At 73.0% G+C, this 15,290-nt stretch carries 10 protein-coding genes; 8 read left to right on the forward strand and 2 right to left on the reverse strand.

The window, feature by feature from the left end:
* Positions 1–14 precede the first annotated feature (14 nt).
* Positions 15–734 carry a GH12 family glycosyl hydrolase domain-containing protein gene (locus ACZ45E_RS22965; protein WP_468223290.1) on the forward strand — a complete coding sequence of 240 codons (720 nt, stop codon included), beginning with the start codon at positions 15–17 and terminating at the stop codon, positions 732–734.
* Positions 735–758: 24 nt separating this feature from the next.
* On the opposite strand, the gene ACZ45E_RS22970 is transcribed toward ACZ45E_RS22965, so the two are convergent.
* Positions 759–1,775, reverse strand: coding sequence for a LacI family DNA-binding transcriptional regulator (locus tag ACZ45E_RS22970; RefSeq protein WP_468223291.1), 1,017 nt, complete (start codon positions 1,773–1,775; stop codon positions 759–761).
* A 210-nt stretch (positions 1,776–1,985) separates the two neighbouring features.
* A complete protein-coding gene (locus ACZ45E_RS22975; RefSeq protein ID WP_468223294.1) occupies positions 1,986–2,906 on the reverse strand; it encodes an LLM class F420-dependent oxidoreductase in 921 nt (306 codons plus the stop codon).
* 221 nt (positions 2,907–3,127) lie between these two features.
* Between ACZ45E_RS22975 and ACZ45E_RS22980 the strand changes: the two genes are divergently transcribed.
* The 7 genes from ACZ45E_RS22980 (at position 3,128) to ACZ45E_RS23010 (ending at position 15,270) form a co-directional block, all read left to right on the forward strand.
* Positions 3,128–3,853: a YoaK family protein gene (locus ACZ45E_RS22980; RefSeq protein ID WP_468223296.1), complete on the forward strand. Its 726-nt coding sequence runs from the start codon at positions 3,128–3,130 to the stop codon at positions 3,851–3,853.
* Between the two features lie 283 nt (positions 3,854–4,136).
* On the forward strand, positions 4,137–4,364 hold the full coding sequence (locus ACZ45E_RS22985; protein WP_468223298.1) for a type A2 lantipeptide: 228 nt from the start codon (positions 4,137–4,139) through the stop codon (positions 4,362–4,364).
* 133 nt (positions 4,365–4,497) lie between these two features.
* Positions 4,498–5,298 (forward strand): hypothetical protein, encoded by an 801-nt coding sequence (locus ACZ45E_RS22990; RefSeq protein WP_468223299.1) that lies wholly within the window; start codon positions 4,498–4,500, stop codon positions 5,296–5,298.
* Positions 5,295–7,520 (forward strand): NHLP family bacteriocin export ABC transporter peptidase/permease/ATPase subunit, encoded by a 2,226-nt coding sequence (locus tag ACZ45E_RS22995; RefSeq protein WP_468223301.1) that lies wholly within the window; start codon positions 5,295–5,297, stop codon positions 7,518–7,520. The genes ACZ45E_RS22990 and ACZ45E_RS22995 overlap by 4 nt, the downstream gene beginning before the upstream one ends.
* Position 7,521: 1 nt before the next feature.
* Positions 7,522–10,350: an NHLP bacteriocin export ABC transporter permease/ATPase subunit gene (locus ACZ45E_RS23000; RefSeq protein WP_468223304.1), complete on the forward strand. Its 2,829-nt coding sequence runs from the start codon at positions 7,522–7,524 to the stop codon at positions 10,348–10,350.
* A gap of 45 nt (positions 10,351–10,395) precedes the next feature.
* Complete coding sequence (locus ACZ45E_RS23005) at positions 10,396–11,088, forward strand: SLATT domain-containing protein (protein WP_468223305.1); 693 nt, start codon at positions 10,396–10,398, stop codon at positions 11,086–11,088.
* Positions 11,089–11,109: 21 nt separating this feature from the next.
* Positions 11,110–15,270, forward strand: a complete 4,161-nt coding sequence (locus ACZ45E_RS23010) for an FtsK/SpoIIIE domain-containing protein (protein ID WP_468223307.1) — start codon at positions 11,110–11,112, stop codon at positions 15,268–15,270.
* Positions 15,271–15,290: the final 20 nt, after the last annotated feature.

Genomic DNA, 15,290 nt, shown 5'->3' on the forward strand with positions numbered 1-15,290 from the left:
TGGAAAGGGACCCCATGGCACCCACGGCAAGCACCTTCGTACGACGCCGCACCCTGCTCGGCGCCGCGCTGGCGGCCTCGGCCGCGATCGCCCTCGCCGCCGCCCCCGCACAGGCGGCGATCTGGTCGTCGTCCGACCAGTGGGGCAACTACACCACCTCGGACGGCTACACGCTCTACAACAACATCTGGGGTTCGGGCGCGGGCTCCCAGTCGATCTGGGCCAACTCCTCGTCGAACTGGGGTGTTTCGGCCAACCACCCGAACACGGGCGGCATCAAGTCCTACCCGAACGCCAAGAAGGTCGTGAACAAGCCGATCGGCTCACTGACCTCGCTCACCAGCAGCTACAACGTGACGGTGCCGTCGTCCGGCGCGTACAACACGTCGTACGACATATGGGACAGCGACTACGACTACGAGGTCATGCTCTGGGTCAACTACAACGGGGCGGTCGGCCCGCTGGGCACCTCGCAGGGCAATGTCACGCTCGGCGGTCACACCTGGACCGTCTACAAGGGGAACAACGGCGCCAACGAGGTCTTCTCGTTCCTGCGCACCTCGGACTCGGCGTCCGGCACGGTGAACGTCCTGCCGATCCTGAAGTGGATCAAGGACACCAAGGGCTGGTGGGGCAACGAGACGATCGGTGACGTCCAGTTCGGCTACGAGATCACCTCGTCGGCGGGCGGGCTGAACTTCACGACGAACAGCTTCAAGGTCTCCAGCAGCTGACCCGGGAGGAGCGAGGCGCGCGGTTCAGACCCCGTCGGGGGCCTGGGCCGCGCTCTCGCGCACGGTCAACTCCGGGGCGAGGAGGACGACTTCGCCGCCCGATCCGCGCCCCTCGACCTGCGCGATGACCTGCTCGACGGCGCGTCGCCCCAGCTCCTGCGCGGGCACCGCGACCGAGGTGAGCGGCACCGAGGCGTGCGCGGCGACCTGCTCGGGGCAGACGGCGACGACCGACACGTCCTCGGGCACGGCACGGCCCGACTGGCGCAGCAGGGCGAGCAGCGGGTCGGTGGCGGCCTCGTTCTGCACGACGAAGGCGGTGGTGCCGGGGCGCTCGTCGAAGATCCTCGACAACGTTGCCGAGACCGCGGCGTACGAGCCTTCGCAGGGGCGGTGCAGCAGCTTCAGGCCCAGCTCGGCGCTGCGCTCCCGCAGGCCCGTCAGGGTGCGCTCGGCGAATCCGGTGCGCCGCTCGTAGACCGCGGCGGCCTCCCCGATGACGGCGATCTCGCGGTGTCCGAGGTCGGCGAGGTGCTGGGCGCACAGGGCGCCCGCGGCGGTGAAGTCGAGGTCCACGCAGGTGAGTCCGGTGGTGTCGTCGGGCAGCCCGATCAGGGCGGCAGGCCGGCTCGCGGTGCGCAGCAGCGGCAGCCGCTCGTCGTCCAGCTCGACGTCCATCAGGATCATGGCGTCGGCCAGCGCGCTGCCCTCTATGCGGCGCACCGCCTGGGCGCCCTCCTCGCCGGTGAGCAGGAGGATGTCGTAGCCGTGGGTGCGGGCGGCGGTGGCGACGGCCATCGCGATCTCCATCATCACGGGCACGTACATGTCGGTGCGCAGCGGCACCATCAGCGCGATGATGTTCGACTTGCTGCTGGCCAGGGCTCGTGCGCCGGCGTTCGGGTGGTAGCCGAGCTGGCGGACGCTGCTCTCGACGCGCTCGCGGGTGGCGGCGGAGATGGACCGTTTCCCGCTGAGGACGTAGCTCACGGTGCTGGCGGAGACTCCGGCGTGCCGGGCGACCTCTGCGAGCGTGACCATGTCGTTCTCCTGAGCCGTGACGAGGGGGGCGCCGACGCGAAGCGCTTCGACGGGGACGGACTGCCTTGGTACGTTCGACGGATCGACCCTATGGGGCCGACTCGCACCTGTCCAGAAGTCCGTCGAAGCGCTTCGACAGCGGAAAGTCGCCCCGCTGCCACCACACAGGGTAATGACAGCTCGCGCCCTCCGGGGTCCCGACCGTCGAGGTCAGGCCAGTTCGCCCAGCACCTCCCACGTGCGCAGCCGGGCGTCGTCGCCGTCGAGCTCGGTGCCGCTGACGACGACGTCGGTGGCGCCCGCGTCCCGGTAGCGGCGCACGGCGTCCGCGAGGTTCTTCTCGTCGCCGAGGACGGCCAGTTCGGACGGGTGCCGGTGGCCCGACAGCTCGACGACGCGGGCGTAGGACGGGATCTGCGCGTAGAACGAGAACTGTTCGTGGACCCTCGTGCGCAGCGCCTCCGCGTCCCGGGTGACGACGCCGGGCACGAACGCGACGATGCGCGGCGCCGGCCGGCCCGCCTCCGCGGCGGCCCGGGTGACCTCGGGGACGATGTGCTCCTCCAGGGCGCGCGGGCCCGCGAGATACGGCAGGATCCCGTCGGCGAGACGGCCGCTGACGCGCAGCGCCTGGGGGCCCATCGCGGCGACGAGCAGCGGCACGGGCGGTTCGGCGCCGGGCACGCGGGCGGGCAGCGGGGTCCTCGCGGTGATCAGCTCGCCCTCGAAGTCGGCCTCCCCGGTCTCCAGCAACTGCCGGATCGCGGTGAGGAATTCGCGGAGCCAGGCGACAGGGCGCTCGAAGGGAAGACCGAGCGCGCCCTCGGTGAGCAGTTTCGTGCCGAGCGCGAGTCCGAGGTGGTAGCGCCCGCCAGTGGCCGACTGGGCCGTCTGGGCCTGGCTCGCCACGAGCAGCGGATGGCGGCCGAAGACGGGGATCGCGGAGGTGCCCAGGTGGATGTCGGGGACGGCGCTGCCGACGAGCGCGGCGACCGTCGGCGAGTCGAAGCCGAGGGTCTGCCCGAACCACAGGGAGGTGAGGCCGGACGCGCGGGCCTCCCTCCCCTGGCGCACGGCGTCGTCGATGAGGAGGTTGGTGCCGGTCGTGTCGAGTGTCACTCCCACTGTCATGACGGGAACAACGAACACGCCGAGAGGACCAATTCCCGCTAGGACATGAACAGTTCATGTCGTCCGGACAACCGGGTCAGACGGTGGAGAGGGGTGCGGAGTGGAGGGAGGCAGCCGTGGATCACCCCTAGGGGAAGCACCGCCGACCGTCTCCCTTCCTTCGCCGGACCGGGCGCGTCCGCCCCGGCCCGGGGGTGGCGGGCCGCCTACCGTCGGGCGTTATGAACAGTCGCACCCAGATCTCGTTGTTGCTGCTCGCCGGGGCCTCCGGCGCCGTGGACGCCCTCGCCTTCACGATGCTGGGCACCGTGTTCGCCGGTGTGATGACCGGGAACCTGGTGCTGCTCGGGATCTCGGCGGGGCACGGTTTCGCGGCGGACGCGACCGCCCCCTTGTACGCGCTCGGCGGGTACGCCGTGGGGGCCGCGAGCACCGCCCTGTTCTGCCGCGGCGGCCGGGCCGGGCGGCACGGGCAGTGGCCGGGCCGGGTGGTGGCCGCTCTCGCCGCGCAGACCGCGCTGCTCGCGGGGGCCGCCGTGGTGACCGGCGTCCTCGACGGGCGGCCCGGCGCCGCGTGGCGGACCGTGCTGCTCGTGGCCGCCGCCCTGGCGATGGGCGGGCAGTCGGCGGCGATGGTCGCGGCCGGGCCGGGCGCCGCGCCGACGACCTACTTCACCGGGACCCTCACCACGCTCGTCACCGGGGTCGCGGACGGTTCGGGGCGCGGGGCCGAGCGGTGGTGGGTCGCCGCCCGGCTCTGCGCGGTCGTCGCCGGGGCCGCGTGCGCCGTCGCCGTGCACGCGGGAGCGCCGCCGTGGGCGTTCGTGTCACCCGCCGCGCTCACGGCCGCGGCCGTCGGATGCCAGAAACCTGCACAGCGATTGCGCAGGGCGGTCACGCGGGTCCACAAAAATCCATTGCACGCTACAGACGAACAAACCCATTGATGCGCGAGTGTCCATTTTGCTGAAAGTGGTCCCGCCCTTCGCGCAATTCACATGGTGAAGGTTGTGAAGGAGCTGCCGACGGCCGGTGAACAAGACTGCACCATGCGGCAATTGACCTCGCACATCCCCCCTGACCGGGGACCTTCCGATTAGCTGTGCGAAGCGTCGGCGTGCTTTGATCCTCCGCACCGCTGGACCTCACGGATTCGGCTCCACCGATTCCCGTGCCGCGTTCCGCGTTTTTCGAATTACCCAGTTACCACTGAGAAGGGCGGCTCTCCTCATGAGCAACACCCCCCAGGTCCAGACCCTCGAGATCTCCGACGCCGAGCTGGACAACGTCTCCGGCGGCCTCGTCGGCGGTGTCGTCTCCAACGTGACCGGCACCGTCGACTCGATCGCCCCCGTCTCGGGCGTCGTCGCGGGCGTCACCGGCACGGTCGAGGGCCTGACCGGCCTCAACACCGGCGCCGTCACGGGCCTGGCCACCGGCCTGGTCGCCGGCCTCTGAGCCTGATCCCCAACGGATCGCACCACCGCCGACCTGACCGGCGGCGGCCCCCAAGGCCTCGGGACTCCGGTCCCGGGGCCTTCGGGCGCGTCCGGGCCCTGCCCGGCCTTGAGCAACGTAAGGGAAACACCCCGTGCAGTTCCGCCAACAGGCCCTCAGCAAGCTGCAGTCACCGGAGGAACTCGAGCTGCCGGTCCGCCTCGCGCGGCCACAGGGCGTGCTCGTCCTCGCCGTGACCCTCGTCGTCATGGCGGCCTCCTGCGTGTGGGCCGTCACCGGTTCGGTGGACTCCACACTCAGGGCGAGCGGCATCCTCACCTACGGACAGGGCAGCTACGTCCTGCAGACCCCGGTCACCGGCCAGGTCACCGGTGTGTACGTGAAGGAGGGTCAGCGCGTCGGCGCGCACGCGCCCCTGCTCAAAGTCCGTACGGAGCAGGGCAACGAGGTCGTGCGCGCCATCGACGCGGGCCGGATCACCGCCCTCGTCGCGCGGCTCGGCTCGGTCATCACCACCGGCGCGGACGTCGCGACGCTGGAGCGGACCGCCTCGGCGCGCGATCCGCTGCTCGCCATGTTGTACGTGCCCGTGACCGGCGCGGCGAACGTGCCCGCGGGCGCCTCGGTCGACCTCACCGTGCCCGCGGCCCAGAGCTACGGAGTGCTGCGCGGCACGGTGCGGGCGGTGGGCCGCGGGGCGCAGACGCGACGGCAGGTCACCGACTTCCTCGGCGACGGCGAGCTGGCCGCGCAGTTCACGCGGGACGGGGCCCGGGTGCCGGTCCTCGTGCGGCTCACGAAGTCGGCGTCCACGAAGTCCGGTTACGCCTGGTCGACGGCGGACGGGCCGCCCTACCCCCTCACCTCCATGACCCTCGCCTCCGGCGCCGTGCACCTCGCCGAGCAGCGCCCGATCGATTGGCTGCTGCCGTGACCACCACTTCCCTGCCGCCCGCCGGGCACGGCCGCCGCCGGGCCCGGCCCGCTCCCCCGCCGCCCAAGCGCCGCAGGACGGTGCGCACGCCCACCGTGCTCCAGATGGAGGCCGTCGAGTGCGGCGCCGCCGCCCTGGGCATGGTGCTGGCCCACCACGGCCGGCACGTCCCGCTGGAGGAGCTGCGCATCGCGTGCGGCGTCTCGCGGGACGGCTCGCGCGCCAGCAACCTCCTCAAGGCGGCCCGCGGCTACGGCATGACCGCCAAGGGCATGCAGATGGAGACGGCGGCCCTCGCCGACGTGCAGGGCCCCGCGATCCTCTTCTGGGAGTTCAACCACTACGTCGTCTACGACGGCATGGGGCGGCGCTTCGGGCGGCGCGGCGTGCACATCAACGACCCCGACAAGGGCCGCAGGTTCGTCGCCATGGAGGACTTCGACACCAGCTTCACGGGGGTGGTGCTGGTCCTGGAGCCGGGTGACGGCTTCCGGGCCGGCGGGCGCCGCCCCGGGGTGCTGCGGGCCATGCCGGACCGGCTGCGCGGGACGACCGGCACGATGCTGGCCGCCCTGGTCGCGAGCCTGCTGCTGGTGGCCGTGGGCGCGGCGGTGCCCGCGCTCAGCCGGACGTACATCGACCTGTTCCTCATCGGCGACCAGACCTCGCTGCTCGGCGCGCTGTTCACGTCGATGGGCGCCATGGTGGCCCTCACCGGTGTCCTCACCTGGCTGCAACAGGCCAATCTGCTGCGCGGGCGCATCATCTCCTCGACGCTGAGCAGCGCCCGCTTCTTCCGCCACCTGCTCCGGCTGCCGGTGACGTTCTTCGCGCAGCGCAGCCCCGCCGACCTGGTCCAGCGGCTCCAGTCCAACGACGCGGTCGCCGAGACCCTGGCCCGCGATCTCACGGCGGCCGGCGTCGACGGCATCGTGGTGCTGCTCTACGCGGCGCTGCTGTGGAGCTACGACCCGCAGCTGACGATGGTCGGCGTCGGCATCGCGCTGCTGAACGTGGTGGCGATGCGGATCGTCGTACGGCTGCGCGCGACGCGGACGCAGAAGCTGCGGGCGGACACCGCGCGGCTCACCAACACCTCGTACACGGGGCTTCAGCTGATCGAGACGATGAAGGCCACCGGGGGCGAGAACGGGTACTTCCGGCGGTGGGCGGGGCAGCACGCGACGACCCTGGAGGAGCAGCAGCGGCTCGGTGTGCCGAGCGCGTGGCTCGGGATCGTCGCGCCGACGCTGGCGACGCTGAACAGTGCGCTGATCCTGTGGATCGGCGGGCTGCGTGCCGTGGAGGGGCATCTGTCGGTGGGTCTGCTGGTCGCCTTCCAGGCGCTGGTGGCCCGCTTCACGGCGCCGATCACGCGGCTGAACGGGGTCGCGGGCCGCGTCCAGGACTTCGCCGCCGACGTGGCCCGGCTGAAGGACGTCGAGAACTTCCCCGTCGACACGGTGTACGCCCGCCCGGAAGCGGTGCCGAGCACGCGGCGGCTGAAGGGGCACGTCGAACTGGACCACATCACGTTCGGCTACAGCCCGCTCGACAAGCCGCTCCTGTCCGGGTTCTCGCTGACGGTCGGCCCCGGGCAGCAGGTGGCGCTCGTCGGCGGTTCCGGCAGCGGCAAGTCGACCGTCTCCCGGCTGATCTCCGGCCTGTACGCGCCCTGGGAGGGCGTCATCCGGATCGACGACCGGCGCCTGGACGACATCCCGCGCGGCGCTCTCGCGGCGTCCGTCTCCTTCGTCGACCAGGACGTCTTCCTCTTCGAGGGCACCGTCCGCGACAACGTGGCGCTGTGGGACCCCTCGATCCCGGACGAGGCGGTCGCCGACGCGCTGCGCGACGCCTGCCTGTACGACGTGGTGGCCAGGCGGCCCGGCGGGCTGCACAGCCGCGTCGAGCAGGACGGCCGCAACTTCTCCGGCGGGCAGCGTCAGCGTCTGGAGATCGCGCGGGCGTTGGTGCGCCGGCCCAGCATCCTCGTCCTCGACGAGGTGACGAGCGCGCTCGACGCCGAGACCGAGAGGGTCGTCATGGACAACATCCGGCGACGTGGCTGCGCGTGCGTGGTCATCGCGCACCGGCTGAGCACGGTGCGCGACAGCGACGAGATCGTGGTCCTCGACCACGGACAGGTCGTCGAGCGCGGCCGCCACGAGCAGCTGCTGGCGGCCGGCGGGCCCTACGCCGATCTGGTCAGGGAGCACTGAAGTGACGTACACGCAACCGGAGTTCGCTCCGCACGCCGCCTCGGACCAGGTGGTCGCCGCGTTCGGCGGACTCGGCACCCCGGTCGACTGCGCGGGCCTGCGCAGCCTGCCGCTTGAGGGGCCGCAGGTGCTGTGGCTCGTCGTGGACGGCGCGCTCGACCTGTTCGCCGTGGACGCCCACGCGCAGGGGCACTGGCACTTCCTGGGCCGTCTGGAGCCGGGCACGCTGCTGCTCGGCCCGGTCGAGGGCGCCCAGCACACCCTGGTGGGGCGGCCGCTCACGGGCTGTGCGCTGCGCCGCGTCCCGCTCCGCGAGCTGCCGTACACGCCGCCCGCCCACGACGGCTCGTACGACATGGCGTGGAGCTTGCTGGAGGAGGCGTTCGCGCTGGGCGTCGGGCGCGGCCAGCGGGTGCTGTTCGAGGCGCCGCTCGCCGACAGGGCCGGGCACACGGCGGACGACGACGTCACCGGCGACGACGATGTGCTGTGGCCCCAACTCGCGCCGGGCAGTGTGCAGTACGGGTCCGCGTACGCCGCCGAAGCGGCCGCCGATCTGCTGATGGACGGCGCGCTGTGGCAGCGGATGGTGAACCAGCAGTACCGGCTCCTGTCCACACTCGACCGGTGGATCGAACGCCTGGAGAGCGCGCACGAGGACCGGACGGCGGCCGGGATCCGCGCGGGCGAGGCCGTCCGCGAGCAGGCCGACCGGGCGCTGCTCGCCTCGATCGGCTCGCGCGGGCGCCGCGCGCGCGGGACGCAGGGCGGGGTCGACGCGACGTACGCGGCCTGCAGACTGGTGGCGGACGCGGCCGGCATCGAGCTGGTCGAGCCGGGCCACGGCGGCGCGGTCAGTGACCGGATCGACCCGGTCGAGCAGATCGCGGTGGCCTCGCGGATCCGCACCCGCCCCGTCCGGCTCGCCGGGGCCTGGTGGCGCCAGGACACGGGTCCGCTCGTCGGCTTCCGGGCCGCGTCCGGGGCACCGGTCGCGCTGCTGTGGCGGCGCGGCGGGTACGAGGCCGTGCACCCTTCCGCCGCGCGGGGCAGCCGGATCGACGAGGACACGGCGCAGGACTTCGAGGAGCGCGCCGTGATGCTCTACCGGCCGCTCCCGGAAGGGCGGCTGACGCCCTGGCGGCTGGCCCGGTTCAGTCTGCGCGCCGCCGCCCGTGACGTCCGCAGGCTGCTGCTCGCGGGGCTGGTGACCGTGGGGCTCGGCGCGCTCGTGCCCGTCGCGACGGGCCAGGTCCTCGGTACGTACGTGCCGAGCGCGCAGACGAGCCTGATCACCCAGGTCTCCTTGGCGGTGGTGGTCACGAGCATCGTGTCCGCGGCCTTCATGCTGCTCCAGAACGTGACCGTGCTGCGGGTCGAGGGGCGCGTGGAGAGCGTGCTCCAACCAGCGGTGTGGGACCGGCTGTTGCGGCTGCCCACCCGGTTCTTCGCGGCGCGTTCCACCGGTGAGCTGGCGAGCGCGGCCATGGGCATCAGCGCGATCCGCAGGCTGCTGTCCGGGGTCGGGCCCGTGGCCGTGCAGTCGGTGACGATCGGCGCGATGAACCTGGTGATGCTCCTCCTCTACAGCGTGCCGCTGGCCCTGGCGGCGCTCGCCATGCTGGCGGTCGTGGCGGGTGTCTTCCTCACGCTCGGCCTGTGGGAACTGCGGTGGCAGCGGCGCCTGGTGGAGCTCGGCAACAAGCTCAACAACCGGGCCTACCAGACCCTGCGCGGTCTGCCGAAGCTGCGGGTCGCCGGGGCGGAGAGCTTCGCGTACGCGGCATGGGCGAAGGAGTTCGCGCACAGCCGCGACCTTCAGCGGCGGGCGGGCCGCATCAAGAACGTGACGACGGTTCTCAACGCCGTGTATCTGCCGCTCTGTTCGCTGGTGATGTTCATGCTGCTCGCGGGGCCCGCGCGGGGCAGCCTGTCGGCGGCGGCGTTCCTCACCTTCAACACCTCGGTGACGATGCTCCTGACGTCCGTGACACAGCTGACGGGCGCCCTCGTCTCGGCGGCCGCCGTGCTGCCGATGTACGAGCAGATCAAGCCGGTGCTCGACGCGGAGCCCGAGGTGCGCGGCTCCGCGACCCAGCCGGGCGAGCTGACCGGGGCCCTGGAGGCGCGCAACCTGTCCTTCCGCTACACCGACGACGGTCCGCTCGTCCTCGACGACGTGTCGCTCGCGATCCGGCCGGGCGAGTTCGTCGCCGTGGTCGGCGAGAGCGGCTGCGGCAAGTCGACCCTGCTGCGGCTGCTCATCGGCTTCGACGGGCCGACGTCCGGCAGCGTCCTGTACGACGGCCAGGACCTGTCGGCGCTCGACCAGGGGGCGGTGCGGCGCCAGTGCGGCGTCGTCCTGCAGAACGCGCAGCCGCTGACCGGATCGATCCTCGACTGCATCTGCGGCGCGGAGTCGTTCACCCAGGAGGAGGCGATGGCGGCGGCAAAGATGGCGGGCCTCGCCGAGGACATCGGACGGATGCCGATGGGGCTGCACACGATGATCTCGGGCGGTGGCGCGATCTCCGGCGGGCAGCGCCAACGCCTCATGATCGCCCAGGCGCTGATCCGCCGTCCGCGCATCCTCTTCTTCGACGAGGCGACGAGCGCGCTCGACAACGAGACCCAGCGCATCGTGATCGACAGCACGCGGGCCCTGCGCGCGACCCGCGTCGTGATCGCGCACCGCCTGTCCACGGTCCTCGACGCGGACCGGGTCGTCGTCATGTCGGCCGGGCGCGTCGTCCAGCAGGGAGCCCCCGCCGAGCTGCTCGCGGACACGGGCGGCCGGTTGCACGAGTTGGTGCGGCGACAGATGGCGTGAGTGACGGAGCCGGGACAGGGGGCACCCCGACCGGTTACGCTCACAGTGAGTGAACTCGCCTATGTTCTGGTGGTGTTGATGCTGCGTCGGGGGATCAGCGGTGACACAGTGGGTGACGGTCGTGCGCGTCCGCCGGGAGATCTGCGCAGCCGGCCCTTCCCTGCGGTCGCGGGCGGATCGCCGCAGGCGCGGCGCGACGCGCTCACGGCGATCCGCGCCTGGGCCGAGCAGGAGGCCGAGGACGCCGTCGACTGGTACCTGAGCGACCGGCGGCGCAAGCGGCTCGGCTCCCGGTTCATCCGCGGCCTGACGATCCTGCTGGCCATAGCGGGGACGGCCGTCCCCCTGGCGGGTTCGCTGGACGGGGGCCCGCCGCAGGCCCTGGGGTACGTCCTGCTGGCCCTGGCCGCCGGGTGCAAGGGGTTCGACCACTTCTTCGGGCTGTCCGCCGCGTGGATGCGGGACATGGCGGCGGCGCAGGCCCTGCGCACGAAGCTGAGCGAGTTCCGGCTCGCCTGGTCGCGCGAGGAGCTGCGCGCCGGCGCCGCGGCGGAGGGGATCACGGCACCGGAACTTGAGCTGCGGATGGATCTGGTCACCGCGCTGGTGGCGGCCGTGCACAGCGAGGTCGAGGGCGAGACCGCGCACTGGCTGACCGAGTTCGCGGCGAGCGAGCAGCAGTTACGGCAACAGACGACGGCGCCCGGCCCCGCGCCGGGGCCGCCCGCGGGGACTTGAGTTCGGACGGGGGCGAGGGGCATGGGGCGCATCTTCACGGTGGTCGCACCGGAGGGCGTGGACCGGGACGTGGTGGTGACGGCGGCCGGGGACACGCCGATGTGGGCCGTGGCGGGGGCGCTGGGCGGCTTCTGCGGGGTCGGGGAGGTGACGTCCCTGTGCCTGCGTGACGGGGGCGGCGGCGTCGAGGTCGCGCTCGACGCCTCGCTCGACGAGTCGGCGCTGCGGGACGGCTGCACGGTGTGGCTCAACCGGTCCCCGGCGCCGCCGGACGCGGCCGGCCCGGACTTCACGGATCTGCCGCAGGAGCTGCTGGCACCGGGGAGCGAGGGCACCCTGATGTTCCGCAAGCCGCCCCGGGTGCTGCCGCACGAACTGCCCGCCGAGATCGAACGGGCCGTCTCCCGGGGCGCGTCCGGCCGGTTCCGGATGCGCCGGTCGGCGAAGCGGGCCCGCGAACAGCACCAGGCCTACACGGAGTACCTGGTCCCGGGGCCGAACGACATCCTGGCCGGGTCCTACGGCCACACGGCCCGGCTCTGGGAGCGCCGGGTCACGGACGGCGACCATCTGCGCCTGCGTCTCGGGGTCACCAGCGTGGGGGCGTACTCGGTGCCCGTACCGCTCGACCTGCCGACCGCCGGCATCCTCGGCATCGCCGGTTCCACCCCGGTGACCCGGCGTCTCGCCGCCTGGCTGGTCGCGCAGGTGGCGCTGGAGCACAGCCCCGCCGATGTCGGGGTGCGGATCCTGACGACGTCCTCCGGCGCCGCCGACTGGCGGTTCGCCCGGTGGCTGCCCGGCCTGCGCTCGTACGACGGGGAGAGCCAGCCCCGCATCAGCTGTGACAGCACCGGCCACCACCGTCAGGTCTCCGAGGCCCTCACGACGTTGCGCGAGCGGCAGCGCGGGCCGGTGCCGTACGCGGACGGGACCCGCCGCAATCTGGTGCTCGTGCTGGACGGCGCCCGCCCCCTCACCTCGCTGCCCGGCGTGTCGCTCCTGCTGCGCGAGGGGCCCGCCGCCGGGGTGTTCGTCATCTGTCTGGCCCCGGACGGCCGGTCGCTGCCCCAGGAGTGCCGGGCGGTCGTCGAGGTCGAACAGATCCCGCCGAGGGCCGTGGCGGGGGCTCCGAGCCTCACCGCGTTCACCCTCGCCACGGGCGGGGAGGCCGTCCTCACGGGGATCGCCGACACGGTGTCCGACGACTGGCTCGACCGGATGGCCCGGGCCGTCGCGCCGCTGCGGGACGCCGCCGCCGACGATCTGCGCCCGCAGCCGCACCGCCTCCTTGACCTGCTCGGACTCGGCGCTCCCGACGCGCAGGAGATCGCCGCCCGCTGGGAGGCGTCCCCGCGCGCCACCGAGGCGCTCATCGGCCGCTCCACGCCCACACCGGTCGCCCTCGACCTGCACAGGGACGGGCCGCACGCCCTGGTCGCCGGGACCACCGGGTCCGGCAAGACGGAGTTCCTGTGCACCTGGATCGCCTCGCTCGCCGTGGCGAACAGGCCGGACGAGATGACGTTCATGCTCGTCGACCACAAGGGCGGCTCGGCCTTCCGGGACCTGGTGCGGCTGCCGCACACCGTGGCCGTCGTCAACGACGTGGGGCCCGGCCTCGGCGACCGCGTCCTCGAAGGACTCGGCGCCGAACTGCGCCGCCGGGAGCGGCGGCTGCTCGAAGCGCACGTCAAGGACATCGCCGAGTACGCGGAGCTGCGCGACCGGGAGCCGCAGGACCTCGACCGCTTGCTGCCGCCGCTGCCCCGGCTCGTCATCGTCATGGACGAGTTCGCCTCGCTCGCCGCCGAGGAACCCGACTTCCTCTCCGGGCTCGTCGACATCGCGCGGCGCGGCCGCTCCTTCGGTGTGCACCTCGTCTGCGCCACCCAGCGCCCCGCGGGCGTGGTCAGCCCGGAGATCCGCGCCCTGACCAATCTGCGGATCGCCCTGCGGCTGATGGACGCGGGCGAGAGCCACGACGTCATCGACGCGCCGGACGCCGCCCGGCTCACCAAGTCCTCACCCGGCCTCGCCCTCATCAGGACCGGCACCTCCGACCCGCTCGTCGTCCAGACCGCCCGCGTCGGCGGCCTGTACCGGCCCGCGGGGCGGGAGACGGTCGGCGTGCACGAGATCGTGCCGTACGGATCCCAGCCGCGGACCCCGCTCACCGTGCGGGACGAGCCGGACTCGGTCGGCACGACGGATCTCGCGCTGCTGGTCGACGCCGTGTGCCAGGCCACCGAACTGCTCGCCGTGGCGGCGCCGCCGACGCCCCTGCCGCCGCCGCTCAAGGAGGTCCTGCCGCTCACCGACATCCGGCCGCCGTTACGCGGCCGGGGCCTCGCGCCCCTCGCGTTCGGCCTCGAGGACGCGCCCGAGGAGCAGACCCAGCGCCCGGCCATCCTCGATCTCGCGCGGGACGGCAACCTCCGGATCGTGGGCGCGCCCCGTACGGGCCGCTCGCAGTTCCTGCGCACGCTCGCCGCGGCGGTGGCCCGCCAGCACAGCACCGCGGACATCCACGTGTACGGCATCGACTGCGGCGACGGCGCGTTGCAGGCGCTGACCGAACTCCCGCACTGCGGTGCCGTCGTGCACCTGGGCCGGCCCGATCACATGGTGCGCCTGCTGGGCATGCTCACCGCCACCGTACGCAGGCGCCAGGAGCTGCTCTCGCACGGCGGTTTCGCGGACATCGGCGCGCAGCGGCAGTCCGTGGCGGGGCCGCGCCGGATGCACTACCTCCTCGTCCTCCTCGACGGCTGGGAGGAGTTCCTGACCAGCATGGGCTCCACCGACGGCGGCGGAGCCGTCGACGATCTGTACGCGGTGCTGCGCGGCGGGCCGCAGGTCGGGGTCTGCACGGTCCTCGCGGGCGGCGCCCAGATCCTGAGCACGCGGCGGCTCGTCTCGCTGACCGAGCGGCTCCTGGTGCTGCGCCTGCCGGACCCCGACTGGTACGCCAGTGTGGGGCTGACCCGGCGCCGGATCCCCGAAGTGCAGCCCGCCGGGCGGGCGTTGAGCGCCGAGAGCGGGCGGCTGCTGCAGATCGCGACGCTGCCGGGGCCGACGACGCGGCAGGGGCAGACCGATGCCCTCGCCCGGTACGCGGCCGAGGCGCGCGGCCGTGACACGGAGGTGCAGGGCAGTCAGCGCCCGTTCCGGATCGAGGACCTGCCGCTGGTGGCCGACCAGTTCCACGTGGGGACGGGGAAGGGCCGCCCGGTGGGGCGGGAGGCGGAGCTGGCCTGGCTCCGGGACCGGCACGCCACCGGCGCCTCGGTCGCGCTGCTCGGGCCGCGCAGGGCGGGCAAGACGTGGGTCCTGGAGGAGTTGTGGCGGCGGCTGCGCGCGGACGGTGCGACCGCCGTCCAGCCGATCATGGTGCTGCCGTCCAGCGGGCAGGTCGACACCCCGGACGCGCTGGCCCACCTCCTGGACCGGCGGCTGCACGGGCCGGGCGCGGCGCAGCGGCTGATCAACAAGGTGGGCAGGCGCTCGGGCTCCGACCGGATGGCGTTCCTGCTCGACGAGATCGGGCGGCTCGTCAACTACGACCCGGGCGTGGTCTCGTGGCTGCGCGATCTGGGGCAGGCCGGGGCCTGGTTCGTCTACACGGGCACCGAGAAGGACTGGCACCGGGTGGTGCGCTGGGCGCTGACCGCGCCCGGTTCGAGCTTCGGCAACGACGTGAACGCGCGGGTCCTGGGCCCGCTGGACGATCAGTCGGCCCTGAAGTTCCTCACCGGCACGGCGGAGAACCTGGGGGTGAACATCGCGCCCGACCGGACCGGGCAGGCCGTCCTCGACCTGGTCGGCACCTGGCCGTTCTACCTCCAGGTCGTCGGCGACGCGGTGGTCCGCGCGGCGCAGGCCAACGAGGTCCGCCCGCTCAGCGACGACGGGGCTCTCGCCGATCTGGTGGAGCAGCGGCTCATCATGGAGTGGGACCACCACTTCCGGGCCCGCTGGCAGGAGATCGGTCCGGCCGGGCGGGCGGCACTGCTCGCCGACCCCGGCGGGATACCGGTGGACCCGGCCCGGGCCCAGCGCAACGACCTGCGGGAGGTGGGGCTGCTGCGGCCCGACAACAAGTGGCTCTCCGACCGGCCGTTCCTCGACTGGATCGGGCACAGCGAGAGTTCGCTGCGCGACGAGGAGTCCCGGCCGTGACCGCCACCGGCCCGCGCGCC

Source organism: Streptomyces sp. NPDC030991 (assembly GCF_055571235.1).

Bases quoted from the DNA above. Each gene is read 5' to 3' on its own strand.
- ACZ45E_RS22965 (WP_468223290.1), top strand. From the start codon at position 15: ATGGCACCCACGGCAAGCACCTTCGTACGACGCCGCACCCTGCTCGGC.
- ACZ45E_RS22980 (WP_468223296.1), top strand. From the start codon at position 3,128: ATGAACAGTCGCACCCAGATCTCGTTGTTGCTGCTCGCCGGGGCCTCC.
- ACZ45E_RS22985 (WP_468223298.1), top strand. From the start codon at position 4,137: ATGAGCAACACCCCCCAGGTCCAGACCCTCGAGATCTCCGACGCCGAG.
- ACZ45E_RS22970 (WP_468223291.1), bottom strand. From the start codon at position 1,775: ATGGTCACGCTCGCAGAGGTCGCCCGGCACGCCGGAGTCTCCGCCAGC.
- ACZ45E_RS22975 (WP_468223294.1), bottom strand. From the start codon at position 2,906: ATGACAGTGGGAGTGACACTCGACACGACCGGCACCAACCTCCTCATC.
- ACZ45E_RS23010 (WP_468223307.1), top strand. From the start codon at position 11,110: ATGGGGCGCATCTTCACGGTGGTCGCACCGGAGGGCGTGGACCGGGAC.